Source organism: Pseudomonas sp. BIOMIG1BAC, from assembly GCF_001705995.2.
Taxonomy (GTDB): Bacteria; Pseudomonadota; Gammaproteobacteria; order Pseudomonadales; family Pseudomonadaceae; genus Aquipseudomonas; species Aquipseudomonas sessilinigenes.
Genome location: NZ_CP049045.1, coordinates 3,891,719 through 3,917,521 on the forward strand (window position 1 = coordinate 3,891,719; position 25,803 = coordinate 3,917,521).

Annotated in this window: 24 protein-coding genes; 9 read left to right on the plus strand and 15 right to left on the minus strand. The window is 63.4% G+C overall.

Annotated elements, in window-relative coordinates:
* Positions 1 to 83 precede the first annotated feature (83 nt).
* Together ATY02_RS17985 and ATY02_RS17990 are read left to right on the plus strand one after the other, a co-directional pair.
* A complete protein-coding gene (locus tag ATY02_RS17985; protein ID WP_068583890.1) occupies positions 84 to 3,578 on the plus strand; it encodes an AAA domain-containing protein in 3,495 nt (1,164 codons plus the stop codon).
* A 186-nt stretch (positions 3,579 to 3,764) separates the two neighbouring features.
* Positions 3,765 to 4,328, plus strand: coding sequence for a hypothetical protein (locus ATY02_RS17990; protein WP_068583887.1), 564 nt, complete (start codon positions 3,765 to 3,767; stop codon positions 4,326 to 4,328).
* 83 nt (positions 4,329 to 4,411) lie between these two features.
* Here ATY02_RS17990 and ATY02_RS17995 read toward each other — a convergent pair whose 3' ends face one another.
* Both ATY02_RS17995 and ATY02_RS18000 read right to left on the minus strand, forming a co-directional pair.
* Positions 4,412 to 4,546 (minus strand): AraC family transcriptional regulator, encoded by a 135-nt coding sequence (locus tag ATY02_RS17995; protein WP_083235946.1) that lies wholly within the window; start codon positions 4,544 to 4,546, stop codon positions 4,412 to 4,414.
* 885 nt (positions 4,547 to 5,431) lie between these two features.
* Positions 5,432 to 6,151, minus strand: coding sequence for a helix-turn-helix transcriptional regulator (locus ATY02_RS18000; RefSeq protein WP_083235944.1), 720 nt, complete (start codon positions 6,149 to 6,151; stop codon positions 5,432 to 5,434).
* Between the two features lie 161 nt (positions 6,152 to 6,312).
* Here ATY02_RS18000 and ATY02_RS18005 point away from each other — a divergent pair, with 161 nt between their 5' ends.
* Entirely contained in the window at positions 6,313 to 7,257 is a 945-nt protein-coding gene (locus tag ATY02_RS18005) for an alpha/beta fold hydrolase (RefSeq protein WP_068583881.1), read from the plus strand.
* Between the two features lie 393 nt (positions 7,258 to 7,650).
* On the opposite strand, the gene ATY02_RS18010 is transcribed toward ATY02_RS18005, so the two are convergent.
* Entirely contained in the window at positions 7,651 to 8,562 is a 912-nt protein-coding gene (locus tag ATY02_RS18010; protein WP_022639884.1) for a LysR family transcriptional regulator, read from the minus strand.
* A 187-nt stretch (positions 8,563 to 8,749) separates the two neighbouring features.
* On the opposite strand from ATY02_RS18010, the gene ATY02_RS18015 reads away from it, so the two are divergent.
* The 4 genes from ATY02_RS18015 (at position 8,750) to ATY02_RS18030 (ending at position 15,365) form a co-directional block, all read left to right on the plus strand.
* Positions 8,750 to 9,127, plus strand: a complete 378-nt coding sequence (locus ATY02_RS18015) for a peptidoglycan-binding domain-containing protein (RefSeq protein ID WP_068583878.1) — start codon at positions 8,750 to 8,752, stop codon at positions 9,125 to 9,127.
* A 76-nt stretch (positions 9,128 to 9,203) separates the two neighbouring features.
* Positions 9,204 to 10,895, plus strand: a complete 1,692-nt coding sequence (locus ATY02_RS18020) for a peptidoglycan D,D-transpeptidase FtsI family protein (protein WP_068583875.1) — start codon at positions 9,204 to 9,206, stop codon at positions 10,893 to 10,895.
* Between the two features lie 163 nt (positions 10,896 to 11,058).
* Positions 11,059 to 12,981, plus strand: a complete 1,923-nt coding sequence (gene mrdA, locus ATY02_RS18025; RefSeq protein WP_068583871.1) for a penicillin-binding protein 2 — start codon at positions 11,059 to 11,061, stop codon at positions 12,979 to 12,981.
* A 41-nt stretch (positions 12,982 to 13,022) separates the two neighbouring features.
* On the plus strand, positions 13,023 to 15,365 hold the full coding sequence (locus ATY02_RS18030; RefSeq protein ID WP_068583927.1) for a penicillin-binding protein 1A: 2,343 nt from the start codon (positions 13,023 to 13,025) through the stop codon (positions 15,363 to 15,365).
* An 11-nt stretch (positions 15,366 to 15,376) separates the two neighbouring features.
* Here ATY02_RS18030 and ATY02_RS18035 read toward each other — a convergent pair whose 3' ends face one another.
* From ATY02_RS18035 to ATY02_RS18045, 3 genes are all read right to left on the minus strand, one after another.
* Positions 15,377 to 15,883, minus strand: coding sequence for a GNAT family N-acetyltransferase (locus ATY02_RS18035; protein ID WP_068583868.1), 507 nt, complete (start codon positions 15,881 to 15,883; stop codon positions 15,377 to 15,379).
* A 33-nt stretch (positions 15,884 to 15,916) separates the two neighbouring features.
* On the minus strand, positions 15,917 to 16,489 hold the full coding sequence (locus ATY02_RS18040) for an HD domain-containing protein (RefSeq protein WP_068583865.1): 573 nt from the start codon (positions 16,487 to 16,489) through the stop codon (positions 15,917 to 15,919).
* Between the two features lie 92 nt (positions 16,490 to 16,581).
* The gene (locus tag ATY02_RS18045) at positions 16,582 to 17,139 is read right to left on the minus strand and encodes a helix-turn-helix domain-containing protein (protein ID WP_022639877.1); all 558 of its coding nucleotides are present in this window, start codon (positions 17,137 to 17,139) and stop codon (positions 16,582 to 16,584) included.
* Positions 17,140 to 17,310: 171 nt separating this feature from the next.
* Here ATY02_RS18045 and ATY02_RS18050 point away from each other — a divergent pair, with 171 nt between their 5' ends.
* A complete protein-coding gene (locus ATY02_RS18050) occupies positions 17,311 to 17,640 on the plus strand; it encodes a low molecular weight protein tyrosine phosphatase family protein (protein ID WP_022639876.1) in 330 nt (109 codons plus the stop codon).
* Between the two features lie 120 nt (positions 17,641 to 17,760).
* Here ATY02_RS18050 and ATY02_RS18055 read toward each other — a convergent pair whose 3' ends face one another.
* The 4 genes from ATY02_RS18055 to ATY02_RS18070 form a co-directional block, all read right to left on the minus strand.
* The gene (locus ATY02_RS18055) at positions 17,761 to 18,939 is read right to left on the minus strand and encodes a PrpF domain-containing protein (protein ID WP_068583862.1); all 1,179 of its coding nucleotides are present in this window, start codon (positions 18,937 to 18,939) and stop codon (positions 17,761 to 17,763) included.
* 132 nt (positions 18,940 to 19,071) lie between these two features.
* Positions 19,072 to 19,458, minus strand: coding sequence for a DUF4180 domain-containing protein (locus tag ATY02_RS18060; protein WP_068583860.1), 387 nt, complete (start codon positions 19,456 to 19,458; stop codon positions 19,072 to 19,074).
* Entirely contained in the window at positions 19,445 to 20,311 is an 867-nt protein-coding gene (locus ATY02_RS18065; RefSeq protein WP_164823689.1) for an alpha/beta fold hydrolase, read from the minus strand. The genes ATY02_RS18060 and ATY02_RS18065 overlap by 14 nt, the downstream gene beginning before the upstream one ends.
* Before the next feature lie 5 nt (positions 20,312 to 20,316).
* The gene (locus ATY02_RS18070; protein WP_068583854.1) at positions 20,317 to 20,736 is read right to left on the minus strand and encodes a helix-turn-helix domain-containing protein; all 420 of its coding nucleotides are present in this window, start codon (positions 20,734 to 20,736) and stop codon (positions 20,317 to 20,319) included.
* A 270-nt stretch (positions 20,737 to 21,006) separates the two neighbouring features.
* On the opposite strand from ATY02_RS18070, the gene ATY02_RS18075 reads away from it, so the two are divergent.
* Positions 21,007 to 21,618 carry an AidA/PixA family protein gene (locus tag ATY02_RS18075; protein ID WP_068583852.1) on the plus strand — a complete coding sequence of 204 codons (612 nt, stop codon included), beginning with the start codon at positions 21,007 to 21,009 and terminating at the stop codon, positions 21,616 to 21,618.
* A 69-nt stretch (positions 21,619 to 21,687) separates the two neighbouring features.
* Here the strand turns inward: ATY02_RS18075 and ATY02_RS18080 are convergent, their stop codons facing one another.
* The 5 genes from ATY02_RS18080 to ATY02_RS18100 form a co-directional block, all read right to left on the minus strand.
* A complete protein-coding gene (locus ATY02_RS18080; RefSeq protein ID WP_068583850.1) occupies positions 21,688 to 23,049 on the minus strand; it encodes an ATP-binding protein in 1,362 nt (453 codons plus the stop codon).
* Positions 23,025 to 23,690, minus strand: coding sequence for a response regulator transcription factor (locus tag ATY02_RS18085; protein ID WP_068583847.1), 666 nt, complete (start codon positions 23,688 to 23,690; stop codon positions 23,025 to 23,027). Before ATY02_RS18085 ends, ATY02_RS18080 begins: the two co-directional genes overlap by 25 nt.
* A gap of 92 nt (positions 23,691 to 23,782) precedes the next feature.
* The gene (locus ATY02_RS18090; RefSeq protein WP_068583844.1) at positions 23,783 to 24,220 is read right to left on the minus strand and encodes a hypothetical protein; all 438 of its coding nucleotides are present in this window, start codon (positions 24,218 to 24,220) and stop codon (positions 23,783 to 23,785) included.
* Positions 24,221 to 24,248: 28 nt separating this feature from the next.
* Positions 24,249 to 25,013, minus strand: a complete 765-nt coding sequence (locus tag ATY02_RS18095; RefSeq protein ID WP_068583841.1) for a hypothetical protein — start codon at positions 25,011 to 25,013, stop codon at positions 24,249 to 24,251.
* A gap of 94 nt (positions 25,014 to 25,107) precedes the next feature.
* Positions 25,108 to 25,728 carry a LysE family translocator gene (locus ATY02_RS18100; protein ID WP_068583840.1) on the minus strand — a complete coding sequence of 207 codons (621 nt, stop codon included), beginning with the start codon at positions 25,726 to 25,728 and terminating at the stop codon, positions 25,108 to 25,110.
* Positions 25,729 to 25,803: the final 75 nt, after the last annotated feature.

Below are 25,803 nucleotides of genomic sequence, written 5' to 3' on the forward strand. Positions count from 1 at the left end.
TAGGTACTTGCCGATCTTGGCCATACACCACAACATTTTCCTCGACCGCTACAGTAAGTGCCGGTCTGTATTGAATCAGGACGATGAACGAACACGCACTGAAACTCGCCACCTACTGGCGAAACTCTCTGGCCGACGCAGAGAACGGCAACGGCGCACTGGACGCCAGCCAAGCCGAAAAACTCATCGAGGTTCCAAACTGCAACGTGTCGAGCGGACGCCTGCCAGTCGAGCTCGCCGAAATGCTGTTCATGGGTGAGCCGCAAACGGCTGCCACGATCAAGGTCACCCTGCGCCCACTGGTGTACTACCAGCGCCTGGAACACGGCAAGGCTCGCAAGGACATGCCGGCAGTGGTCACACCATTGGTCTGTGATGTACTGGTTACCAGGGACGGCCGCTTATACCCGACCTCCCGAGTACTCCTTCCCCGCGACATTCTCGAACCACTGGACCAAGACAATTTCACCATTGGTACCCAGGCAGACCTGGATGCATTCCTGTCCACCGAGGAGGTGCCCTGCTTCGAACCATTGGCTGCAGAGCAGACGCAGGATGAGGAGGAACATCACGCCCAGTGGCGAACCTACCTGCACTTTTGCTGGAAAATGCTTCGGACCGTCAGCAATGGCTGGAAACATAACCAAGACAGCCTGATGCATGCCAACCACGGCTTGTTATTCAAAGAGGACAAGCCGAGCGGTTTCAGCCAAAACATCGTGCGTCTCTACGACTACCTGCGCCACCAAAAACCCAAGGCACAGCTGTTCGAGCGCTTTGCCCAACACACTCCTTCTCTCACCGAACCCTGCCTGGCACCACACAGTGGCTTTGCCGTACGTCTTGCCCACGCTGGCGATGAATACGCCCTGGCTTCGGCCCAGCGGGACGCCTTGACCCATTTGCTGGTTGGCGAGGCAGGCGATGTATTAGCCGTCAATGGCCCTCCCGGTACGGGCAAGACCACCTTGGTGCTGTCAGTGGTAGCTTCCTTGTGGGCTCGAGCAGCGCTGGCCGGTGGCGATCCGCCAGTAATCGTCGCCAGCTCCACTAACAACCAAGCCGTCACCAATATCATCGCCGCCTTCGGCAAGGACTTCGCTCACGGCTGCGGCCCGCTCGCCGGGCGCTGGCTGCCAGAGATCAAGAGCTTCGGTGCGTATTTCCCCAAGGCTTCAGCCGAAAAGGATATGTCGAACGCCTATCAGACCCAGGCCTTTCTCACCGGCCTGGAATCACCGGCGTATCTCGAACAGGCCCAAGCCCAATACCTGGCAAAGGCTATCGAGGCCTTTCCCGACGCCCAAGAGCCTGGTGTGCGCGATGTGGTCGAACGGTTGCGTGAACAGATCCAGGTTCGCCACCAGCAACTGCTCGGTATCGAACAGGCCTGGCCCGCTCTGGTTGCCGCGCGGGAGGCCGTTATGATGGAGCTTGGACCCACTCCCCAAGCTACGATTGCACAACGCGAACTCTCCTGCGATGAGCAGCGTCAGCAGCTCTGTGCCGCACAACAGCGCTTGAAAAACTTTCGGCATTACCTAGCCCACGAATCGCTGTTCTATACCTTGTTCAACTGGATCGGACCGGTGGCCGCCAAGCGGTTGCGCCTGGCCAAGCTTCAATTGGCCGAGACCGACCCGTTACTCCAAGGCGCTACAAGTATCGCTGAGATCGAAAACTACCTGACGTCTGCCGAGGCCGTTGCGCTTGCCACCCTTGCCGAACGTGAAACACGTCTACGCCTCGGCCAACAATTGCTGGCCACAGAGCAACGCGAACTGGCGACATGGCGGTTGAAGATCGCTGTACTGGCGCAAGCCAGTGAAAAGCCGGCAGCGCAGGTCACTCTTGCCGAATGCGATGTCTGGGCCGACACCTCTGTGCGTTTCGAAATTTTCCTCCTGACCACCCACTACTGGGAGGGTCGCTGGCTAATGGAGCTTGCCGAAGACCTTCCGACGATCCTCAAGCGAAGAGGCAAGAACGGCGCGAAGACCATTGCCGGCAACTGGCGGCGCTGGATGAAGCTAACACCCTGCGTAGTCGCGACCTTCTTCCGCTTGCCGGCCGAACTACTGTGCAAACGTCACGAGAATGGCAACTTCGTCGATGATTACCTGGTTGATTTCATCGATCTGTTGATCGTCGATGAAGCTGGCCAGGTCCTGCCCGAAGTGGCCGCCCCATCGTTTGCCCTCGCCAGGCAGGCATTGGTAATCGGTGATACCCAGCAGATCGAGCCAATATGGTCGATCCCGACCAGCGTGGATATCGGTAACCTGGCCAGCGCCGGACTGGTGGAGCGAAGCCAGGTAAAACACGGCTATGCGGCTTTCTGCAACGGCGGCCACAGCGCGGCCAGCGGCAGTGTCATGGCTGTAGCCCAAAGTGCCAGCCGCTACCACTACGACCCTGAGCTTGCGCGCGGCATGTACCTGTATGAGCACCGCCGTTGCTACGACTCGATCATCGCCTTCTGCAACGCCCTTTGCTACAAGGGCAAGCTGCAGCCGCGTCGGGGGCAGAAACCTGCCGGCGGACTACCCGGACTCGGCTACTTGCATATCGACGGTCTCTGCCGACAGGACAATCAGGGCAGCCGCGAGAACCTGCTCGAGGCACAAACCATCGCCGCCTGGATTCAGGCCAATGAAGCCCAGCTCAGGCAACGTTACGGCAACAAGGAGTTGTGCGAGATCGTCGGGGTGATCACGCCTTTCAGTGCTCAAGCGGCCACCGTCGCGCAAGCCTGCGCAGCCCTTGGTATCCGCGCAGGCAAGGGCGCAAGTGAAATCACCGTGGGCACGGTGCATTCGTTCCAGGGTGCCGAACGGCCAGTGGTGATTTTTTCGGCGGTGTATTCCAAACACGACGACGGTGGCTTCATCGATCGTCGGGAGAGCATGCTCAATGTGGCGGTTTCCCGAGCCAAAGACAGTTTTCTGGTGTTTGGCGACATGGACCTGTTCAGCCAGGTGCCACCTGGAAAGCCACGTGGATTGCTAGCTCAGTTCCTGTTGGCAAACCCAACCAATGAGTTGCAGTTCGCCTACCAGCCCAGAGAGGATCTTGGTACTGGCCTGAGTCATCTACATGAATGGGTAGAACACGACGCATTCCTGGCACAAACATTACGGACAGCACGCCAGCAGGTGCAGATCGTTACGCCCTGGGTCCGGCTGCGTTGTCTGCACAGCACCGGTGCTTTGGCGCACATGCGCGATACGGTACAGCGTGGAGTACAGGTGGAGGTCTACACTGACCTGCTACTCAATACCGAGCCCACTCCCTCGAATCCCGGCGGAGATCCCAAGAAAGTGCAGCAGTTCCAGTCAGTACTAGCCGAACTCAAGGCTCAGGCCATTCAGGTGCGCGTGGTGAAAAAGGTACACAGCAAACTATTGATGGCTGATCAGGAATTGCTATGTGTAGGCTCATTCAATTGGCTGAGCGCCCAACGCGAGGGAGACTTCGTGCGCCATGAAACCTCCATGGTCTATCGCGGCAAGGCTGTCCGGGATGAGATCGAGGTCAATCGCAACAGCTTGGCGAAGCGGGTGACACCCTACACGTAAGCTGGCGAACTGGCCGGTTCGATCAACGTTGTACATATAAGAATTTCAGAGCGCTATAGCACTCGCCTGAGGTCGAAAGCTCCCGACTGCAGATGGCAGCCATCACCAAGAGCTGAAGCCTCAAAGTAGGTGAATTACAAAGACCACCGAACAAGGGACAGTTCAAATGTTAACGGGAAAAACCACGTGAGCTCAGCTACGGACGAATACTCCATAGAGAAACACAAACACCTCTATGCCAAGTGGTGCGCAGCCTCCGCATACGGTCGCGGCCTGAGCGGTGGAGGCAACGTCTTGGCTTTTAATCTCATAGAGAGCAGTGGGCTAGCCCAAGTAACCGGACCAGAACATATCGAACAGGACGTCGACAAATGGCAAATGAATTTCATGAAGAAGATCGAGACCGAGGCAACACGTTTGGGAGTAACCAAATTCTCCTTCGGCCATGCCCATAAACTAGTCAACATCTATTTGAAAACCATGCTGGTCTGCGGCGGCCACCATCAACATCCAAGAGTTGCCCTGATCCATCCTCCTCTGGATTACGAACTCTTCAAGGGACTGCGCAGTTACTTATGGAACAACCGTTCAACACTGGGCAAGGCACGCTTAGCCTTCAACTCCGCGCAAAAGCGCAATCCACGATGGACCAAGTTCTCCGAGGCGGACTACACAGCACACATAGATGCCATCAAGCTACTGATGGCCGACAAACCTCTCTATTTGGTCGAGGAGCACTGGAAGCTATAAGCAGGCCAGAAACCGAACCGCTTGACCGCCAACCCTGGGCACTCCAATAGAAGCTCTGGAACGAAGCTGCCATCAGCGGCTCGTCACCCTCCACCCAGTACTGGCACCTGCCTGAAACGCTTCTGGTAATCGCCCAGCGACAGGCCGGTCTTGCGCTTGAACAGGCTGCGAAAGGTGCTGAGATCGTTGTAGCCCACCTGCTGGCAGGTCTGCTCCATGCTGAGCTAGTCCGGTTCCGGCAGGCGAAAGCCCAGGGCCAGGGTCGCTTCCATGCGGTGCTGGGCTTGGGCCACCAGCTTGTCGCTGTGGCCGTGCTCGCCCAGCAAGTTGGCTTAGGGCGCCTAGCCGATACGGTTGGTCTCGAACAGCAAGGGCTTGGCGGTGGCGCTGACCAGAGGCGCGCCGCGAGTTTTCCACCAGGCGGATCGCCAGGTTCAGGTAGGACGTAACGGCCCCGGCGCAAAACAGGCCTTCCTGCTCGATGAGGAGCAAGCGTAACCGCAAGTAACGCCGGGCAAAATCACCGGTCTGGGCCCAGGGGGGGGTGGCGTATCGGCTATCGAGCAGGCCGGCCTCGGCCAGCAGGAAGTTGCTGGTGCAGTAGGTCGCCAGCCAGGCGCCCTTGGCGTGCTGGTGGCGCAGCGCCTTGATCAGGGCCTGGACCAATGTCCGGTTGCCGATTGCGAAACTGCACTCCACTTGACCACCTGATTGCATCGGTACTGACCGCTCGATTGAATTGCACTTGACCAGGCGTTTGCATTCGGTCTGACAAGCGCGCTTAGTCACCATGATCGACTGAGAGCTGCGCGTTGTGGCGGTGGCGACAGGCAGAAATCGGCCAAAAGCGGACCTTGAAAGCAATTACAATGTGAGTCCCCTTTACCATCTTTTAGCAGCCACGCCAGCGGCCGCCATTGGGGTTATAGAGGGGTCGTTTGCAAAGAGTGTGGACTTACGTTAATGGCCTTGCTGCCGTTCGTACAGTGCGCGGTGAGTGACACTGAAGAGTCCAAATTGCTGATTTCCGGCACTGCGGCTAACGTCCGCTGCTTTAGTAGGTGCGGATATAGCGGTTAGATGTTGCCTCATATTCAGAAACACTAGTGCTGTGAATGATCCAGAGGCCGGACACCATTATCGAAAACGACGTTTCGTTTTCGAAACGTCGTTCCCTCGATACAGTGCGGTTTTCTGATCCGGTCCATGCGGAAATGCCGGAAATCTTCACGTGCAGGATCCCAGGCCACCAGATACCAGAGTGGCGGCAGAATCAACATCGCTTGCGGCTCAACTACACGTGTGCTGCTTTCACCTTTCGCATCGCGGTAATTGAACCGCAGATGCCGGTGCTGAAGAAACGCTGCCTCGAATTCCGGAAGCAAGGCAGGGTCCATTGTTCCGATACTGGATCTGTCTACCTGCGGGGCAAGTTCGCCAATGTACAGGCAGTCCAAAAAATGCCGCAAATCCCGAATTTTGTCTGACGGCAGTGCCTTTTCAATCTTTGCAAGCCCGGTATCTGCAATGCTTGAAAATGGTAGATTTCCCGCCGCGCGCATAGATGCCACGCTGATCAAAAGCGCAAAAACCTCGATCACTGAAAGACGTGGCGCGGTCTGGACTGAACGAGGGTCAAGCTGCAGCCCGCCGCCGCGACCTGGTTCAGAGCGAATGACAAAACCCTGTTCTCGCAACGCATTAATGTCACGTAGCAGCGTGCTGCGGGATGCCCCTACCTGTCCTGCGAGCTCGGCAATGGTTGATGATCCGTTGCGACGGAGACTGCGTATGATGGCTTCTTGTCGAAGGCGAACATTCATTTTCTTTGGATCAATAATCAAAGGTTTCAGATTTTGACACCTTTACCTCGTAGTTTACGAGTGTCGACGCCAGCTGAATGTCTGGCTCGAACCCTCGGACCTACCGGCATTCAGTGCTGCACCACTGCCTGATTGCCCATCCAAACCCAAAAGGAAGATGAATGTTTAACTCCAACGGCTTTCCCCAGCCCACTTTGATATCGGTAAACGGCGTTGAATTGGAGGTTTTTGAAGCCGGAAAAGAAAACTTTGGAAACCCGATCGTGCTTTGTCACGGCTGGCCGGCGCATGCCTTTTGCTGGCGGTATCAATTGCCAGCACTTGCAACCGCGGGCTATCACGTCATCGTGCCGAACCAGCGTGGGTATGGCAATTCTGCACGGCCGACTGACGTGACCGCATATGACCTCGCACATTTGACTGGCGACCTTATCGCGCTGCTTGATCACTTCGGATACGACGATGCCGTCTTTGTCGGCCATGATTGGGGCGCTAATGTTGTCTGGGGTACGGCGTTACTGCATCCAAACCGAGTGAGCAAGCTCATCGCGCTCGCACTTCCCTATCAGGAACGGGGTGATATCCCGTGGGTGGAGCTGATCGAAAACATCATGGGGCCTGATAACTACATGGTGCATTTCAACCGGAACCCTGGAGTGGCGGATGCGATCCTGGATCGAAACAGGCAACAGTTCCTTCGAAATCTGTATCGCAAGAATGAACAAACACAAGCACCCGACCTAGGAATGGCAATGATCAACTTGGCTGAGGCTGAGGCTGATACCGGAGAGCCGCTCATGACAGATGCCGAGCTGTCTGTCCTCGACGCCGCGTTCGAGGTCTCTGGCTTCACGAGCAGTATCAACTGGTATCGAAATCTAGACCGCAACTGGCATCTCTTGGCGGACGTAGACCCGATTGTTCCTCACCCCGCCCTAATGATCTACGGGGACCGCGATACGATACCCAAGTCCCCCAATCTGAGTGACTTTGTGCCAAACGTTGATGTTGTCAGTCTGGACACAGGCCACTGGATTCAGGAAGAGAAGCCAAAAGATACAACCAAGATAATTCTGGATTGGTTAAAGCAGACGTCTGCAAGCTGACCCTCAAAAGAGCAACAACTCATTTGCGCCCTCTGTCATGACTGGAGGGCGCATACGAACGCTGAAGGAAAAACGCTGGAGAGCCGACCTTTTTCGTCACTCCGCCGCCTCGAAGTGAATCGCCTCTGATTTCATAGACGGGTGCGAATGTCTGGCTTTTGCCAATTAGCCAATTCTGAATGACGAAAGCGGGTCGTTCTCTGTCGGTCGTCACTTCGGCGTGTGCTGGTCAAGTCGAACGCAAACGATTGCTCAATTGCAATGCAAATGGGTGGTCAAATCCATGCAATTACTCACCGATGAAGGCGGCCATTTCAGCCACGAACGGTGCGATCCGCGGCGATGCTCTGGCCCGAGCCGGCGCGCTGCCGATGGGCCTTTCGCCAGGCCTCCTCACTGCAAAAAGAAATGCTCCTTGATGCAATCCAGGATCAGCGCCTTGACCACCTGCATCGCTTCATCGTGCTTGCTGCCCACGCGCATGCCGATCTCCAGCTCGTAGGACGGCATCGGCACGGGACAGGGAAAGGTTTGCAACGAGGTGATCCGTGCCATCGCCCGGGCGGCGTGGGTCGGCACGGTAGTGATCAGGCTGGAGCCCACCAGCAGGAACGGCACGGCGGCAAAGTGCGAGGTCGAGACCTTGACCGTGCGCTTGTAGCCGGCGGCGTTCAGCCCTTCGTCGACGATGCCCACGTAGCCAGCCGAGGACACCAGCAGGTGCGGGCGCCCCGCGTAGTCTGCGGCGCTCTGGGGGATCGAGTTGTGGGCATCGGCGATGCACAGGTAGTTGCCCCGGCCCAGGCGGGTGCGAGTCACCAGTTGGGACGAGAAGCCACCGGCGCTGATGGCGATATCGACCTTGTGACCCATGAGCATGTCCTGCACCACGCCGCTGTGGGTCTGGCGGAAGATGATCCGCAGCCCGGGCAGGCGCTGCTCCACCGCCGCCAGGATCTGCTGCCCGAGGGCGATCTCGCTGTCGTCGGAAAGGCCGATGGTGATGGTCCGGCCACGGGTCTCCCGGCCGCCCACCGACAGGCTCAGGGCCAGGCGGCAACGATCGATGGCCTCGCCGATCAGCGGCGCCAGCTCATTGGCCCGGGTGGTCGGGCGCAGGCCACGGCCGGTGCGCTCGAACAGCGGGTCGCCGTAGATGTCCCGCAGGCGCCCGAGGGCGGCGCTGACCGCCGGCTGGGTGACCCCAAGGCGAATGGCGGCTCGACTGGCCCCGCCCTCCTCGATCAAGGCGACGAACACCCGGAGCAGGTTGAGGTCCACCGCTTCGATATCAACTGGATTCATATCAGATAGCCCATATAGCGCGTTGCTCTATATTCTAGCCTTCTTAAAATGTCCCCCCATAACCTTTTATCGCCCACTAAGCGATTGAGCGGTAAGGCTTTTCAAGCGACACAGGAATATCCGCAGCAGGTGCAACCCGGGCCCGATGGGCACCAGGAAAGGCACGGCGGATACCAGGGGACTAGACATGAAACAGCATGCCAAGCACGGCACAGCCCTGGCGGCCTTGGCCCTGCTGCTGGTGGTGCCTGCCGGGGCGTTGACGGCAACGCTGGCGAGCCAGGAGCCGGACACGGTTGCCGCCGGCCCCTGCTCAGCGCCCGAGCCACACTGCATGCAGGAGGCCCCAGGCTCGGCATCCGGCCAGCAGGTCATCAGCCAGTTGCAACGGGCGCTGGCCGCACGGGACTACTACCAGGGCCTGGTCGATGGCGTGGCGGGTGAACAGACCGCCCAGGCGATCTTCCTGTTCCAGATGGACTGCGAGTTGCCGCTGACCGGCAGCCTCAATGCCCGAATCCTCAAGTTGTTGCACATCCCCAGCCCTGCCTGGTTAACCGAATGACGCCACGGCTGGACCCGCCGTGTGCGACCTCTTCAAGCCATCGACTGCCCGCCGCGGGCCTGCAAAGCACTGCCCCATGACTCCAGCATCAACCACCCGCCAGCCCTGGCGCTTCAGCCTGGCCGTGGCCATCGTCGCCGGCATGGCCCTGGCGATCTGCGCGCGGATCATCCAGCTGCAAGTGACCGACAAGGCCTTCCTGATCAAGCAGGGCGATGCCCGCAGCCTGCGGCACATCGGCCTGCCCGCGTACCGGGGGCTGATCACCGACCGCAACGGCCAGCCGCTGTCGGTGAGCACCCCGGTCACCACCTTGTGGGCCAACCCCCGACAGTTGCTCGAACAACGCGCGCATTGGCCGGCCCTGGCCCAGGCCCTGGAAATCCCGCCAGCCCGCCTGGAGGCCTTGCTGCTGGGCAATCGCCACAAGGCGTTTCTCTACCTACATCGGCGCCTGGCACCGCAAGTCGCCGAGCGCATGCTGCAGCAAGTGCAAGCGCTCAAGATCGACGGTGTGCACGCCGTGCAAGAGTCGCGGCGCTTCTACCCAGCCGGGGCGACGGCGGCCCATGCGGTGGGTTTCACCGATATCGACAACCGCGGCAGCGAGGGCATCGAGCTTGCCTATGACCCACTGCTGCGCGGGCACGATGGCTTGCAACAGGTGCTGAAGGATCGGCGTGGGCAGTTGATCCAGGACCTGGGCGTGTCCCGCCCGGCTCGGCCCGGCCAGCCCCTGGCGCTGTCCCTGGACCTGCGCTTGCAGTACGTCGCCCATCGCGAGCTGCACCAGGGCATCGAGGACAACGGTGCCGATGCCGGCAGCGTGGTGATCCTCGACGTCAAGACCGGAGAAATCCTCGCCCTGGCCAACCAGCCCAGCTACAACCCCAACAACCGCGCGCAACTGAGCCCGGCAATGATGCGCAACCGCGCCGTGGTGGACGTGTTCGAGCCGGCCTCGACCATCAAGCCATTCTCGGTAGCAGCGGCCCTGGAAAGCGGGCGCTGGAAACCCGGCGACAGCGTGCACGTCGACACCGGCACCCTGAAGGTCGGCCGCTACACCATCCGCGATGCCTCCAGGACCGCCGGCCAGACCCTGGACCTGACCGGCATCCTGGTGCGTTCGAGCAACGTGGCGATCAGCAAGGTGGCCTTCGACATCGGCGCGCCACGCATCCATGACCTGCTGCAACGGGTGGGCCTGGGCCAGGCAACGGGCCTTGAATTTCCCGGCGAACGGCTCGGCGTGCTGCCCAACCGGCCAACCTGGCGCCCGAGCGAAACCGCCACCCTCGCCTACGGCTACGGCCTCTCGGTCAGCGCGGTGCAACTGGCCAGGGCCTACGCCACCCTGGTCAACGGTGGCGTCCGCCTGCCCTTGTCGCTGCTGCGGCTATCGGCGCCGCCCAAGGGCGTGCAGGCCATGGCGCCGCAGGTGGCCAACCGCGTGCGGGACATGCTGGTGCAGGTGGTCGAGGGGCCGCGGGGTATCTACCGGGCGCGGGTCGCGGGTTACCAGGTGGGCGGCAAGAGCGGCACGGCGCGCAAGACCGGTGCCGGAGTCCAGGGCTACCTGGCGCGCTCCTACCGGGCGGTATTCGCCGGTTTCGCCCCGGCTGCCGCGCCGCGCTACGTGATCGTGGTGGTGGTGGACAACCCGCGCCAGCACGGCTTCTTCGGCGGCCTGGTAGCGGCGCCTTTGTTCAGCCGGATCATGGCCGAGACCCTGCGCCTGAACCAGGTCGCTCCGGACCCGGGCTGAGGCCAGCCCATGTCCATGCCCATGCTCGTGCGCATCCGTCCACCGCCACGGCCCGCCGCGCTCCAACCCACGATCGTGGTTGCCCTCGGCGACCACCGCCAATGTTCCCCATGCTGGCCGGCCATCCGCCTGGCCGGTCACTGCCCAGCCCCAAGAGTCTTCGATGCCAGAGCACACCCCCTTCCACGATCAGGCCGACAACCAGCGGATCGTCAACCGCCGCATCATCGCCAGCGCCGTGCTGGTGATCGTCCTGACCTGCGCGCTGGTGGGCCGGCTGTATGTCCTGCAGGTGACGCAACACGACTACCAGGTGGCGGTGTCCGAGAAGAACCGCATCCACCTGCGCCCGATCCCGCCGCCCCGGGGCCTGGTGTATGACCGCAACAAGGTGCTGCTGGCGGGCAACGTACCGACCTTCAACCTGTTCCTCACCCGCGAGCGGGCCGGCGACGTGGCGACGGTGATCGCCCGCCTGAGCCGGATACTCGACCTGGACGCCGGGCAACAGGCGCGAATTGCCAAGTTGCTGCAACGCCGTGGGCGGGCCTTCGAGCCGCTGATACTGCTGCCGGACCTGAGCGAGCGGCAGATCGCCCTGATCGCGGTGAACCAGTTCCACCTGCCGGGGCTGGACGTCCAGGCGCAGTTCTCGCGGGTCTACCCCTTGGGGGAACATTTCGCCCACTCGGTGGGTTATGTCGGGCGGATCAACGAACAGGAATACTCGCGTCTCGACCCGGCCAAGTACCTGCGCAGCCAGTTGATCGGCAAGACCGGCATCGAGCGTTTCTATGAAGAGGCGCTGCATGGCCGCATGGGTTACGAAGAGGTGGAGACCAACGCCCAGGGCCGGGTCATGCGGGTACTGCGCCGCCAGCCGCCGGTGCCCGGCCAGGACGTCGTGCTGAGCCTGGACGTGCGCTTGCAGGGCGCCGCCGAAGCGGCCCTTGGCGAACGCCGGGGCGCGGTGGTGGCCCTGGACCCGGACACCGGCCAGGTGCTGGCCATGGTCAGCCGCCCGAGCTTCGACCCCAACCCCTTCGTCAAGGGCATCGGTGCCGGGGCCTATGCCGCCCTGCGCGACTCCGCCGACATGCCACTGTTCAACCGGGTGCTGCGCGGGCTCTACCCGCCCGGCTCGACCATCAAGCCCATGGTGGTGGTCGCCGGGCTCGACAGCGGCGTGACCACCCCGAGCCAGCGGGTGTTCGATCGCGGCTACTACGAACTGCCCAACTACCGGCACAAGTACCGCAACTGGAATCGCGGCGGCGATGGCTGGGTGGACATGTACGACGCGATCATGCGGTCCAATGACACCTACTTCTACGACCTGGCGCACAAGCTGGGCATCCGCCGGCTGCACGACTACCTCAGCGAGTTCGGCCTGGGACAGCGGGTGTCCATCGACATGTTCGAGGAGTCGCCCGGGCTGATGCCATCCCCGGAGTGGAAACGCGCGACCCGCCGCCAGGACTGGTACCCCGGGGAGACCCTGATCCTGGGGATCGGCCAGGGCTACATGCAGGTCACCCCGCTGCAACTGGCCCAGGCCACCAGCCTGATCGCCAGTCGAGGTATCTGGCACCGGCCGCACCTGGCGCTGTCGGTCGGCGGCCAGGCCCTGGTCGACCCGCAACCGCTGCCGGACATCCACCTCAAGGACCCGCAGACCTGGGACCAGGTCACCCAGGGCATGCAGATGGTCATGCATCACCCGCGCGGGGTCGGGCGCCGGGCGGCCCGTGGCGCGCAGTACCGGATCGCCGGCAAGAGCGGCACCGCCCAGGTGGTGGCGATCAAGCAGGGCGAACGCTACAACCGCGCCAAGACCCATGAACGCCACCGCGACAACGCCTTGTTCGTCGGCTTCGCCCCGGCCCAGCGCCCGGCCATCGTGGTCGCCGTGATGATCGAGAACGGCGAGGCCGGCGCCCGGGTGGCAGGCCCGGTGGTGCGCCAGGTGATGGACGCCTGGCTCTTGGATGACAGCGGCCGGCTCAAGGCCGAGTACGCCGTGCCGGCCGACGGGAAGCAGGCGGCGCTCGGCGAACCACGGCGCGCCGCCAGCGCAACCCTTTGAGGCCCATGCCGGGCCCATCGCCAACCGCAGTCGAGGAACCTTTGATGCGACTACTGAAGAACCTGGGCTGGTGTGCCCTGGCCATCGCCAGCCTGCTGGTGCTCGGCGCCAGCGGTACCTACCTGTACCTGCAACCGCAACTGCCCGATGTGGCGACGCTCAAGGACGTGCAGATGCAAGAGCCGCTGCAGATCCTCAGCCACGAGGGCAAGCTGATCGCCGAATTCGGCGAGATCCGCCGGATTCCCCTCGCCAACGCCGATATTCCCGATGACTTCCTCGCGGCCTTCATGGCCGCCGAGGATGGCAACTTCCGCCAGCACGCCGGCGTCGATCCCTCGGGGTTGTTGCGCGCGGCCCTGGAGCTGGCCAGGAGCGGGCATGTGCGTTCCGGGGGCAGCACCATCACCATGCAGGTGGCGAAGAACTTCTTCCTCAGCCAGGAGCGGACCTTCTCGCGCAAGCTGACCGAGATCCTGCTGGCCTTGCAGATCGAACGCAGCCTGTCCAAGGACGAGATCTTCAACCTGTACGTCAACAAGATCTACCTGGGCAAGCGCGCCTACGGCATCGCCGCTGCCGCGCAGGTCTACTACGGCAAGCCGGTGGCGCAACTGACCCTGGCCCAGACGGCGATGATCGCCGGCCTGCCCAAGGCGCCGTCGCGCTTCAACCCGATCAACAACCCGGCCCGGGCCAAGCAGCGCCGGGACTGGATCCTGGGGCGCATGCACGAGCTGGGCAGCATCGATGCCGCCCGCTACCAGGCAGCCCTGGCCGAGCCGCTCACGGCCCGCTACCACGCGCCGGAACCCGAGGTGGATGCGCCCTACGTGGCAGAGATGGCCCGGGCGCAGATGGTCGAGCGTTTCGGCGAACAGGCCTACACCCGTGGGCTGCAGGTGGTGACGACGATCACCGCGCCATTGCAGGCAGCGGCCAACAGCGCGCTGCAAAAGGGCTTGAAGGTGTATGACCGGCGCCACGGTTATCGCGGCCCCGAAGCCCAGCTGCGTGGCACGCCGCGGCCGGACTGGCCACAAGCACTGCAGGCCTACCCGACCCTGGGCGGCCTGAAGGCCGTGGCGGTGACCCAGGTCCTGGACCAGAGCCTGGTGATCGTCGATGGCAGTGGCCGGGAACACGCCGTGCCCTGGTCGACCATGGCCTGGGCCCGGCCCTTCATCAGCCACAACGCACTGGGCCACGCCCCGGCGCGACCGGCCGACCTGATCAAGGTGGGCGATGTGATCCGCGTCGAACAGCAAGATGCACAGCGACTGGCCTTCAGCCAGGTGCCCAAGGCCCAGGGTGCGCTGGTGTCGGTGGCAGCGGAAGATGGCGCGATCCGCGCGCTGGTGGGCGGCTTCGACTTCCAGCAGAGCCACTTCAACCGGGTGCTGCAAGCAAAGCGCCAGCCGGGTTCGAGCTTCAAGCCCTTCATCTACGCCGCAGCGCTGGACAACGGTTTTACCCCGGCGAGCATCGTCAACGACGCGCCCATTGTGCTGGGCAGCGACTACGCCGGCCCCGCCTGGCGCCCACGCAACGAGAACCGCACCTTCCTCGGCCCGATCCGCTTGCGCGAGGCGCTGTATCGCTCGCGGAACATGGTCGCGATCCGCCTGGTGCAGGCCATGGGCATCGACCCGACCCTCGACTACATCCGGCGCTTCGGGTTCGCCGCCGACGATCTGCCGCGCAACCTGTCCCTGGCCCTGGGCACGGCCTCGGTGACGCCCATGGAGGTGGTCGCGGCCTGGAGCGTGTTCGCCAACGGCGGCTACCGGGTCACGCCCTACCTCATCGAGCGCATCGAGGACCGCAACGGCCAGCTACTCTTCGCCGCCAACCCGAGCTGCGCCCCCAGCCTGCGCAATCCGGCGCCAGCCGCCGTGGCCGAACAGGTGGTGGACGGCCGCACCACCTACCTGCTGACCAGCATGCTCCAGGACGTGATCAAGCGCGGCACCGGGCGCGCTGCCGCCGCCATGGGGCGACCGGACATCGCCGGCAAGACCGGCACCACCAACGACGCCAAGGACTCCTGGTTCACCGGCTACAACGGCGACTACGTGACCAGCGTCTGGGCCGGTTTCGACCAGCCGCAAAGCCTGGGCCGCCGGGAATGGGGGGTGACCATCGCCCTGCCGATCTGGATGGATTACATGGGCCAGGCCCTGGCGGGCAAGGCCCCCTACTCACAGCCCGAACCGCCGGGCATCGTCACCCGGCGCATCCACCTGGAAGATGGCACGGCCGCGCCCGCGGACGCCGCGCACACGGCCATGGAGCTGTTCAAGAGCGAGAACGCACCGGCGCTGGAGAGTACCGCGCCCGCCTCGAACCCGGCCGTGGAGCGCACCTTGCAGGAGCTGTTCTGAACCCCACGCCCCTAGCCCTGGGCCTCGAAACCCGGATGAAAGCGCACTTCACCCTCCGGGCAGCGGCCCTGGAACGCCAGCGCCTGGAAGTACTCAGGGGGCACCCCGGGCAATACCGGTCCTTGCCCGGCCTTGAAGCCGAAACGCGCGTAGTAGGCCGGGTCGCCCAGCACCACGCAGCCGGCGGCGCCCTGCTCCTGCAACTGCGCCAGCAACTGGCGGATCAAGCGTGAGCCGATCCCCTGGCCCTGGCGCTCCGGCACTACCGAGACCGGCGCCAGGCCAAACCAGCCGGGCTCGCCACCGCTGAAGACCACCGGGGAGATCGAGCCATGGCCGAGCAGTGCATCGCCCTCCTCGGCCACCAGGGACAGGGTCAGCGCGCCGGCACTGCGCAGCGCGTTGACGATGTACTGCTCGGTATGGCTGGAGTGAGGCGCATCGCGAAAGGCTTCGCGGGTCAGCTGTTCGATGGCCGGGATATCGCCGGGACGTTCGGCGCGCAGGATCGGGTTCATAGGCTGCGGATACTCTCTGCAAGGGGCCAGCGCTCAGCCGGCCGCGTCGATGTGGCGCCGCGTGTCGTGGTCGATCTGCTCGCGCAGGGCTCGGAACAGCGGCGTGGCGCTAGTGTAGCGGCGGCCGTAGTCGAGGTTGAAGCGGTAATCGAAATCCGCCGGGTTGCGCCCCTGGTTGTGCTGCACCAGGGTCTCCAGCTTATCCAGGGCCTTGACCGCCCGGGCCTCGGCCGAGCTGGCATTCTCGTATTCGTCCCACAGGGCCAGCAGGCGCTGGCGGGCCGGGGCATCGAGGCAACTGGCGAGGGTCTGCAGGTCTTCGCGCTCCTGCTGGCCCTTGTCCGGGTGGGCCGCCTGCTGCACCGCCGGGATGTCGCCATGAAGGGCTTCGCCCAAGTCGTGGACGATGCACAGCTTGAGCACTTGCAAAAGGTCCAGCTCGCCCAGCTGGTCTTCCAGCAGCAAGGCCATCAGGCACAGGCGCCAGCTGTGCTCGGCGGTGCTTTCCTGGCGACCGCTGGAGGTGTGGGCACTGCGCAGTACGTCCTTGAGGCGCTCCGCCTGGCGCAGGAATTCGAGGCGACCACCGAGGAGTTGATCGTTCATGGCTAAACCTGAATGAAATGACAGCCCAGCCTAGCCGGCCCGGATTCGACAGGCCACGGATAAAATATCCGTGGCGCCGGAGCAGGCTGGAGTCAGAGGGTTTCCACCAGCCGCACCGCGTTGCCGTCGGACAGGTTCAGGCGGGTCCAGCGGCACTGGCTGGCCGCGATGGGCACGATGGCCGAATCGTTGTGCCCGCTGAAGAACTCCAGCGCCGGGGGCGCCAGCACTTCGCGCCAGCCAAGATCGTCGAGGGCCCTCTCCTTGCGCACGATTTCCTCGGTGCAAAAGCCCCACAAGGATTGCCCCAGCAACTCGCTCAAGGGCACGCCGAACTCCCCGGCACGGGTCGGCGAGCAGGCCAGCAGGCGGTGGGTCAGGTCGCAGACCAGGTGCACCGCCCGCGGGCTGTCGTTCACCAACCGGGCCAGGGCCTGGTCGGCGGCGGCGCTGAGGTTGGCCGCCAGCAGTTGCTCCAGCTTGGCGCGCTCGCTGGGTTCCATGGCTTGCTGGCCGTTTTCCCAGCGGGAAATGCTCGACTGCGCCACCCCGAACAGCTCGGCGGCGTGCTGTTGCTTGACCCGGTGCAGCAGGCGCCAGCGGCGCAGGGCCAGGCCCAGGTGCGGGGAAGTGAACAAGGATGCGGACATGAAAGCGACAGGTCCCAGCTGGAAAGACGCGACAGTTTGCCCGGGGCCGCAGCCTGCCGGCAAATCGGCCTGACCGAGCGCACCAGCGCTGGACAAGCGGACCGAAGCCGCGAAAACTCTCTGCCCTCGCCCGCCATCACAGCGGCACCATCAGCCAGGGACCCCGGCGGAATGCTCAATGTGTTGTTCGTTTGCAGCCAGAACAAGCTGCGCAGCCCCACCGCCGAACAGGTGTTCGCCGATTGGCCGGGGATCGTCACTGCGTCCGCCGGGCTCAACCACGATGCCCAGGTGCCTCTGGGCCCGGAGCTGGTGCAATGGGCCGGGCTGATCCTGGTGATGGAAACCCGGCACCGGGAAAAACTGCGCAAGCGCTTCAAGCAGCACCTGCACAAGCAACAGGTGGTGTGCCTGAACATTCCCGATGACTACGAGTTCATGGACCCGCAACTGATCCAGCTGCTGCAACAACGGGTGCCACCCTTCCTGCCCGAATCCTGACGGCCGCTACGCGTCCGTGCGCAGCCTGCGGCAGCGGCTACACCAAACCTGAAGCCGCTGCTGAGCCCGCGAAGCTGCGACGAGGCCCGCAGGGCCTTCAGCGATCGACCGTATAACCCACTACAGAAGCGCCTGGAGCAGTTCCGGGGAGGCGTTGTACAGCGGGGTATGGCCTTGCAGCAGGATCTGTGCGCTGCGCCGATAGGCAGCGCCATCGATCGAGAGCTCGCCGCCATGCACGCGGGCGCTGATCAGGGTCTCGAGGATGCCCGCGGGGTTTTCGATGGCCAGCGGATACTCGCTTCGGGTCGCGTTCAATTGCCGGGGCTGGTTCAGCAGTTGCTGAGCCACGGTGCCCTCGGCCAGGCAGGCCGCCGCCAGGCAACAGCCGCCGGATACCGCCAGGGACGGATGGGCGTTCTGCGGGGTGAAGTAGCGGGTCGCGATATCACCGCCGTCGCGGGCCGGGCTGACGATGCAGATCTTGGGAATGGTTTCGCTGCGCCGCAGTTCCTCGGCCGTCAGCAAGCCACCGTCGCGCCGGCGCAAGCCCATGCGCAGCCCGCCCTCGACCATCAGCCCCAACAGGCGCTCCTTGAACAGCGGGTCGGCGTCCAGCTGTGCCGGGGTTTCCTGGCCGGTCTTGCCCAGGTCCGCGGCCCGCACAATGACCATGGGTACCGCCACATCGATGCAGGTGGCCGGGACACCGTGGAGCAGGTCGATCCGCTGCCCGGTGGGAAACAGCGCCCCGGTCTTGGCGCCTACCGGGTCATCGAGGAATAGATCGACCCCGGGGAACTGGCCATTGACCCCGGGGATCCGCGTATCGCTGAGCAAGCGGCCGGCGTGGAAGCCCAGGCGCGCGCGCAGGGTGGTCTGGGTGTTGCTGTTGTAGATCTCGATCTGCCCGTCATCGACCTCCGGCGACAGCCAGCCCCGTTGCCAGGCGTACAACGGCAGGGCTGCCGACATGTTGCCGCAGTTGACGCTCCAGTCGATGGCGCTCTTGCCCGCCGCCAACTGCGCCAGGGTGCTGATCATCCGCGTCTGGCCGGGGCGACGCTCGACGATGAACACCTTGTTGCTGGTGGGGCCACCCCGGCCCAGGCCGGTGATCTGGTTATTGCCCGGCCACTCGCCAGCCAGGGGTACGCCCATCAGGTGGCGCAGCAGCTCCTCCACCAGGGCCTCGTCCTCGGGCAAGTCTTCCCGGGCCAGGATCAGCCCGGTGGAGGTGCCGCCACGGGCGTGGCACACGGGAAATTCGGGGATGGGCATGACAGAGGAATCGGGCATGGCGGGCGCCTCCGGGCTGGGCGAGAGGGAAAGGCCGCCGACCCGGGCTCGGGGTCGACGACAGCCCATGATAAACCGCCGACCCGGCGCGATGTTGGTTGGCAGCGTCGTACTGGCCAACGATGCCAATGGCTAGTGGCGCTGGACCGGCTCGCCCCGCAAACGCCGTTCCAGGGCCGCCAGATCGTGGACGAAGCACCAATCGCCACCACGATCGGTCTCATACACCAGGTCGCGCAGCGCCCGACTACGCGCCAGCCAGGGTTGGATATCGCCCAGCACGGCGAACCTCAGGCCGTAGTTCAACAGCTTCTGCACCAGACTGCCGGCCAGTCGGCTTTGCAGATCGAAGAAGGCCTGGGGCAAGCGCTCGACGGGCCAGACGATCCAGCGCCCGCCCAGCTCCCAGGCCGCACCGATCAGTTGCAGCGCCGCGGCTTCGCTATCCAGCAACGGCCCTGCCTCGGCTGCCAGCAACACCTCTTGCCCGGCCAGTGTCCGCCGCTCAAAGCGCTCCATTGGAGTCCTCCAGCGCGGCGTTTAGAAAGGCCAGCACTGGCAGGCTCTGGTCGCCCACATAGTGCGGCTTGTCGACCAGCAAGCGGACCTGCGCCCGTGGCACGCAACGTTGCAGGCGGCGCTGGCTGTCGAGGCTATCCAGCAACACATCGCGCCCGCCGAGTATCACCAGCAACGGTATCGCCAGGCCTTGCAACTGGGCATCGCTGAAACGTGGAATGCGCGCCAGGCGCGGCAGAAAATGCCGGTCGATCACCTCAATCAGCCGCACCAGGGCCTGCTCCGCCGGCGGCAACTGGCGGGGCAACGGGCCCAACACCATATCCCGCACCCGACGCCGGCCCCAGCGTCCCAGCAACAGCCAGGGCGCGGCCCGCAACAAAAAGGCTTTCTGCCGGCCGATTCCGGAAGGCCCGAGCAAAGCCAGGGCCGCGACCCGCCTGGGCCGGCGCAGGGCAAAATCCAGGGCCACCCAGCCCCCCAGGGACACACCGACCAGGCTTGCCCGCGCCAGCCCCAATCCATCCAGCACCTGTTCCAGCCAACGGGCGTGGGCGTCGCTGTCCAAGGCAGGGCGAACGGCAGCGCTCAGGCCGGCTTCCCCCGGCAGGTCCACGGCGTAGAGGCGAAAAGCCCGCGCCCAACACTCGACCTGGCGCATCCAACTGGCGCTGTTGCTCTGCGAACCGTGCAACAGCAGCACGGGCGGCGCATCTTCGGGGCCAGAGCGGATGACGAAGGTGTCGCCCAGGTCAGTGTCGATCCAACCCTGGGAATGAGCCACCGGCCACAGCCCAAGGGTCTCTCGGTACTGCGCCAGGATCGCCGCGGCGCCCGCTGGTGACTTGTACACCCCGCTCACGGCGCGTAGTTCTGCAGTAGTCGGTCCAGTAGGCCAAGCAGCGCGGCGGCGGTGCCCGGGGGAGCCACCAGCACCACCTTGAGCTGGTCCTGAGTGGGATCGAGCAGGGTCTGCAGGTGCACCACATCCTGCCCCGGGGCCGCCAGGGCTGCCTGCAGACCACGCGCCAGGTACTGCTGCAACTCGATGCTGGCACCGGGAATGTCCACCACGCTGGTGACCTTGGCCTGCCCGGCCCGAGCCGGTGCCTGCTCCGGTTCGCCGGCCAGGACCTGCAGGCGCGCATGGGCGATACGGTAGGCGCGCCCGACCCGGGTCGCCGGCAGGCGCCCTTCGCGGATGAAACGCAACACGGTCTTGGGGTGCAGTTGCAGGCGCGCGGCGGCTTCATCGACCGAATAGAAGGCTTTGAACATGGTTCCTGACTCCGGAGAAGGACGCCAAATATTACCTATTAATCCTATTAATAGGAACATTAAGGATTCTCCTGAGAGCAACCACTCGTCCAGCGTCGCCGTTTTTCTAGCCGGCCGATTTGACTCTGGAGGCCGGCGATCTAGATTCCACTCGCGACGTCATGGAAGTGCATCCAGCCCACCCTCCGAATCCTCGGCACTGGCTCGCGATGCTCAGTGGTCGCGCGATGAACATTGATTAGCCATGCCTGACAGCAGGGAGCTGGAAAAATGAGCGGAAACGAAAATACCATCGACATCATGATCCTCATCGATGTCGCCACCATCCTCGACTACAGCAAACAGGGCATTCTTCCGACACAACTGAGCATGGACCCCAGTAAGCCGACCCCGCTGTACAACTATTTATTGCCAGGTACGCAGACCAACGTCTCCAGCCAAGTGATCTGCATGTACACCGCCCGCAGCAACGTCAGCCCCGGCAGCAACAGCGAAGGCAGCGACGAACTCTCGGTGACGATGAAACAGGGCGACAATGTGTACTGGCGCACCACGACCCTGAGCAAGGACATGATTTACGCAGCAGTCCTGTACGACTACGAACAAACGGCCCCCAATCCCAAAGTAGATACAACGGTCTACCTCAAAAACATCGATGCCAGCGTCTTGTCAGATACCCCAATGCCGGTCATCAACAACCACAATCCACCAGCCAGCTACCACGATCAGCCAATCCCACAAAAGGTCACGACCTACTACTGGAGCGCGCAAGCCGTCAACAAATGCAACAACCTCAGGTACAACTGGTCGTTCATGCTCGTTGGTCCGGACAACGGTACCCTCGGCTATTGCTCCTGGGACCCCTACTTCATCATTACTTGAAGCCCTCGCCCCTCTTCCTCGCCAGGAAGGGGGGCCGCTCGCCCGATGCGGGCAGCCCGGCCCGTTGAATCAAGGCGATGGCGCCGCTGGCTTCAAGCGCACCGCCACGCGCAGCCCGCGGCGCGTGGCTTCATCCGCAAAACTCAACTCGACAGTGGCGCCAGAGCGCTCGGCGATTGCACTGACAATCGACAATCCCAGCCCGGAGCCCACCTCCCCTGTGCCCAGGCTGCGGTAGAACGGTTCGAATACCAATGTTTGCTCCTCGACGCTGATGCCAGGGCCGGAGTCCTTGATCTGGAGGGTCACGCCCTCCAGCCCTGCTTGCACCGCCAAGTCGATGCGCCCGCCTGGGGGAGTAAAGCGAATAGCGTTGTCCAGCAGATTCCTGACGAGGATGAACAGATCCATGTCGTTGATCATGACCTGCACATCCCGAGTGCTTTCAACGCCGATGTCGATGTCCTTGTGCTCTGCCAGTGGCAGCAAGTCCTCCAGGACCCGCCGAAAGACTTCATGGACCGATACCGCTGCCTGCACCCGCGGCACGATGGACTGGGCAGCCGCCAGGGCGAGCAATTGCTCGATCAGTTTGCGGCTGCGCTCGATGCCCTGGGCCAACGGCTCGAAACACTCCCGGGCTGGCGCCGGCATCGGCGTGGAGGCCAGGCGCTCCGCCTGCAGGGAGAGCGCAGTCATCGGTGAACGCAATTCATGGGCGGCATCGGCGATGAAGCGGCGCTGCACCTCCATGCCCTGGGCCACACGCTTGAGCAAGCGATTGATCGCCACCACGAAGGGCCGCACCTCCGTCGGCAGGTGGTGTTCATCGATGGCATGCAGCGCCTGCTTGTCGCGCTGGTCGATCTCGGCCGAGAGCATGGCGATGGGACGGAACAGCTTGCGGACCAGATCGCTCACCACCAGCAGCAACACCGGAAACAGGATGAGAAATGGCAGCAGGCTGCGCCAGGCGCTTTCACGTGCGTCCTTGTCCCGCAGGTCCATCTCCTGGGCGACGACTATGCGCTCGCCCCCGGCCGTGGTCCGGACCAGCACCCGAAACTGTTCGCCGGTGATGTTCAACGTCGACAGGCCATCGGCCAGTGTCGTGGGAAACGGCAAGGGCATGCTGGCGTCGTCATTGCCGGTGGCTTTGCTGCTATCGGCCAGGTACTGCACGATGACCCGCGACTCTTCGTCGTCTCCGGCGATCGGCTCGCCCGTGCGATAACGCAGGGTCATCTGCTGTCGATCGAACAGCATCGCCACCTGGCGCAGGGTCTCGTCCTGCATTTCGTGGGCCTCATCGAGCGCAGTGATGAAAGCGAACGCGCCAGACAGCAAGGCGACCAGGAAAATGGCCAGGGACAACGCCACGCTAAGCCTTAGCTGCACCGAATCCCTCAGGCGCCTTTTGAAACCATCCATCCCATTCCCCTGACATTCTTGATGACTTGGCTTCCCAACTTGCGCCGCAGGGCATGGATCAGGAACTCCACCGCATTGCTTTCCACTTCATTGCCCCAGCCGTAGATCCGGTCTTCGAGCTCGCTGCGCGAGAGGATCGCACCCGGCCGGATCAGCAAGGCCTGCAACAGCGCGAACTCGCGGGCGGACAGCGGGACGTCGGCCTGTCCGGCGGTGCTGGCCAGCTTGGAGACCAGGTCCAGCGACACCTGGCCATTGCCCAGTACGGATTGAGCGCTGCCGCCGCGACGCCGCAGCACGGCGCGCATGCGCGCCAGCAACTCGGCCATGGCGAAGGGCTTGAGCAAAAAGTCGTCGGCGCCCGCATCCAGGCCGCGCAGGCGATCATCCAGAGCATCGCGTGCCGTGATGATCAGCAGCGGCACCGGATTGTCGCCGGCGCGAATGTCATCGAGCACATCCAGCCCGTCCTTGCCGGGCAGGCCAAGGTCGAGCAGCACCAGGTCATAGGCCTGGGCACCCAGCGCCGCCAGTGCGTGCGGCCCGTTCTTCACCCAGTCGGTGGCGTAGCTGGCATCGTTGAGCGCGCCCTTTATGGCGTCGCCAATCATCAGATCATCTTCGACCAACAGAATCCGCATGCGGCGCTCCGATAGAAAAAGGCGCGGCGGTCATGACCGTCGCGCCTGTATTGAAGCATCTGGGCCGGTGGTTGTCCCCGGTCCCTGGAGGGTCACCGCGAGTCTTTCATCGAGTCGAAGGCCTTGAGCAAATCATCCATCGCGGCCTTGCAGGCGCCCTGCTGCGGCGAGCTGGCGCGCAGGGCATCGAGGGCGCGGTCGATGGCCTTGTCCAGCACATGCCAATCGCTGGCGGCACGCGGCTTGATGCCGGCTTCGGCGGAGTCCCAGGAGGTTTCCAGGTCCTTGATCCGGGTCTTGGCGGCAGGCAGGTCGTTATGCTCGACCAGGGTACTGACCTGGGCGGCAATGCTGCGGAACGCGCTCAAGTCCCCGAGCTTCGAGCCCGCCTGGGCCGAGGCACTTGAAGAGACGGTCGGCGTGGCGGTCGCGGGCTTGTCCCCGGGTTTCGAGCAACCGGCCAGGCTGCCCAGCAAGACGATGGAGGAGACGAGTACGACGCGGTTAAAGGCAAATCGCAAAGAGCGCATGTTGATTCCTTGATAGGTGCCCGAAGGGCTACGGGGTGACGGTTCTACGGTGGCTGAGGGTGATTTGCGCGACCGCCACCAACAGGACGATGACCGTCAGGAAGATGGCGCTGGTCCAGGGTGCTCCCAGGCCCAGGCCGCCGTATTGCTTGGCCTGGGTCAGCAAGTCACCGAGGGACGCGCCGAACGGCCGGGTAAGGATGTAGGCGACCCAGAACGTCAGGACCGTACTGGCCCCCAGGCGCCAGGCCACCAGGGTTGCGGCGATCAGTGCGGCGAAGATCATCGCGCCGAGCGTGAACCCCAGCCCCAGCGCTTCGGTAGCCAAGTCGCCGGCGGCGGTGCCCAGGGCAAAGGTGCAGAGCACCGTTGACCAGTAGAAACACTCGCGCCGCGGGGTGTCGATTTCGCGGATCGACAGGTTGCGCTCCACCTTGAACCAGAGCAGGAAATTGATCGCCAACAGCGCCGAGAACACCGCGGTGCTGGTGCACAGGCTGATATCGAGCCTGTCGGTCATGATGTCGGTGATCTGCGTCCCGACGATGCTGACCAAGACCACGGTCAACCAATAGATCCAGGGCGAATAGGCACTTTTGCGCATCTGCAGGAACAAGGCGCAGGCCAGTAGCAGCGCCATGCCGATGCTGGTCCAGCCGGCACCGAAACCGGCATCGACGGCCAGGAAATCGGCCCCGGTCTCCCCCACTGTCGTCGACAGGATCTTGATGACCCAGAACGACAGGGTCACCTCAGGTACTTTGTTGAGCCATCCGGCTCTTGCGTGATTCATGTGCGGCTAGCCTCTCCTGGTCTGCACTGAATGTGTGTAGAGGAGAAGATACGCAGTGAAACTTAGCTGGGACTGAGCAGGTCCCTATCGTCGATCAGGCCCGCCGTGCCAGTAGCAGGAGCGAGGCCGCACCCGACAGCAAGAGCGCGCAACCACGGTTGAACACGCGGCGTCCGGCGGGTTGGCCGAACCAGCGGCGCATGTGCAGGCCCATGCCGGCATAGGCCATGATCGCCACGCACTCCAGTGCCAGGAACAAGCCTCCCAGCATCAGGAACTGCCCCGTTACCGGCGCGGCGGGATCGACGAACTGCGGCAGGAATGCGGTGAAGATCAGGATGGCCTTGGGATTGCCGATAGCGATCAAAAACTCCTGCCGGGCCAGGCCCTGGAGCCCGGCTGCGGCGCGCTCCCCATCGGCCACGGTGCGGGTATCGGCCGTCCATAGCTGATACGCCAGGTACAGCAGGTAGCCCGCGCCAAGAATCTTGATCCCGTGAAACAGCAGCTCCGAGGCCTGCAGCACCGCCGCCAGCCCCACCGAGGCCAGGCCGATCATCAGCATGAAGGCCAGCAAGCGCCCTACCCCGGCCAGGCACGAAACCCGAAAGCCATAGGTGGTGGCGTTCTTCACCGACAGCAGGTTGTTGGGGCCAGGCGCCATGTTCAGGGCGAAACAGGCAGGCAGGAATAAAACCAGGGTCGCGAGGTTCATCGGCGGTGCACCTTGGGCTGGGCTGGGCTGGGCTTGGTGACGGAGCAACGGGCAATATAAAAGAGCGCCAGGGCA

Coding starts and splice junctions, on each gene's coding strand:
- ATY02_RS17985 (WP_068583890.1), top strand. CDS start 84: ATGAACGAACACGCACTGAAACTCGCCACCTACTGGCGAAACTCTCTG.
- ATY02_RS17995 (WP_083235946.1), bottom strand. CDS start 4,546: ATGGAGCAGACCTGCCAGCAGGTGGGCTACAACGATCTCAGCACCTTT.
- ATY02_RS18000 (WP_083235944.1), bottom strand. CDS start 6,151: ATGAATGTTCGCCTTCGACAAGAAGCCATCATACGCAGTCTCCGTCGC.
- ATY02_RS18005 (WP_068583881.1), top strand. CDS start 6,313: ATGTTTAACTCCAACGGCTTTCCCCAGCCCACTTTGATATCGGTAAAC.
- ATY02_RS18010 (WP_022639884.1), bottom strand. CDS start 8,562: ATGAATCCAGTTGATATCGAAGCGGTGGACCTCAACCTGCTCCGGGTG.
- ATY02_RS18015 (WP_068583878.1), top strand. CDS start 8,750: ATGAAACAGCATGCCAAGCACGGCACAGCCCTGGCGGCCTTGGCCCTG.
- ATY02_RS18020 (WP_068583875.1), top strand. CDS start 9,204: ATGACTCCAGCATCAACCACCCGCCAGCCCTGGCGCTTCAGCCTGGCC.
- mrdA (WP_068583871.1), top strand. CDS start 11,059: ATGCCAGAGCACACCCCCTTCCACGATCAGGCCGACAACCAGCGGATC.
- ATY02_RS18035 (WP_068583868.1), bottom strand. CDS start 15,883: ATGAACCCGATCCTGCGCGCCGAACGTCCCGGCGATATCCCGGCCATC.
- ATY02_RS18040 (WP_068583865.1), bottom strand. CDS start 16,489: ATGAACGATCAACTCCTCGGTGGTCGCCTCGAATTCCTGCGCCAGGCG.
- ATY02_RS18045 (WP_022639877.1), bottom strand. CDS start 17,139: ATGTCCGCATCCTTGTTCACTTCCCCGCACCTGGGCCTGGCCCTGCGC.
- ATY02_RS18050 (WP_022639876.1), top strand. CDS start 17,311: ATGCTCAATGTGTTGTTCGTTTGCAGCCAGAACAAGCTGCGCAGCCCC.
- ATY02_RS18055 (WP_068583862.1), bottom strand. CDS start 18,939: ATGCCCGATTCCTCTGTCATGCCCATCCCCGAATTTCCCGTGTGCCAC.
- ATY02_RS18060 (WP_068583860.1), bottom strand. CDS start 19,458: ATGGAGCGCTTTGAGCGGCGGACACTGGCCGGGCAAGAGGTGTTGCTG.
- ATY02_RS18070 (WP_068583854.1), bottom strand. CDS start 20,736: ATGTTCAAAGCCTTCTATTCGGTCGATGAAGCCGCCGCGCGCCTGCAA.
- ATY02_RS18075 (WP_068583852.1), top strand. CDS start 21,007: ATGAGCGGAAACGAAAATACCATCGACATCATGATCCTCATCGATGTC.
- ATY02_RS18080 (WP_068583850.1), bottom strand. CDS start 23,049: ATGGATGGTTTCAAAAGGCGCCTGAGGGATTCGGTGCAGCTAAGGCTT.
- ATY02_RS18085 (WP_068583847.1), bottom strand. CDS start 23,690: ATGCGGATTCTGTTGGTCGAAGATGATCTGATGATTGGCGACGCCATA.
- ATY02_RS18090 (WP_068583844.1), bottom strand. CDS start 24,220: ATGCGCTCTTTGCGATTTGCCTTTAACCGCGTCGTACTCGTCTCCTCC.
- ATY02_RS18095 (WP_068583841.1), bottom strand. CDS start 25,013: ATGAATCACGCAAGAGCCGGATGGCTCAACAAAGTACCTGAGGTGACC.
- ATY02_RS18100 (WP_068583840.1), bottom strand. CDS start 25,728: ATGAACCTCGCGACCCTGGTTTTATTCCTGCCTGCCTGTTTCGCCCTG.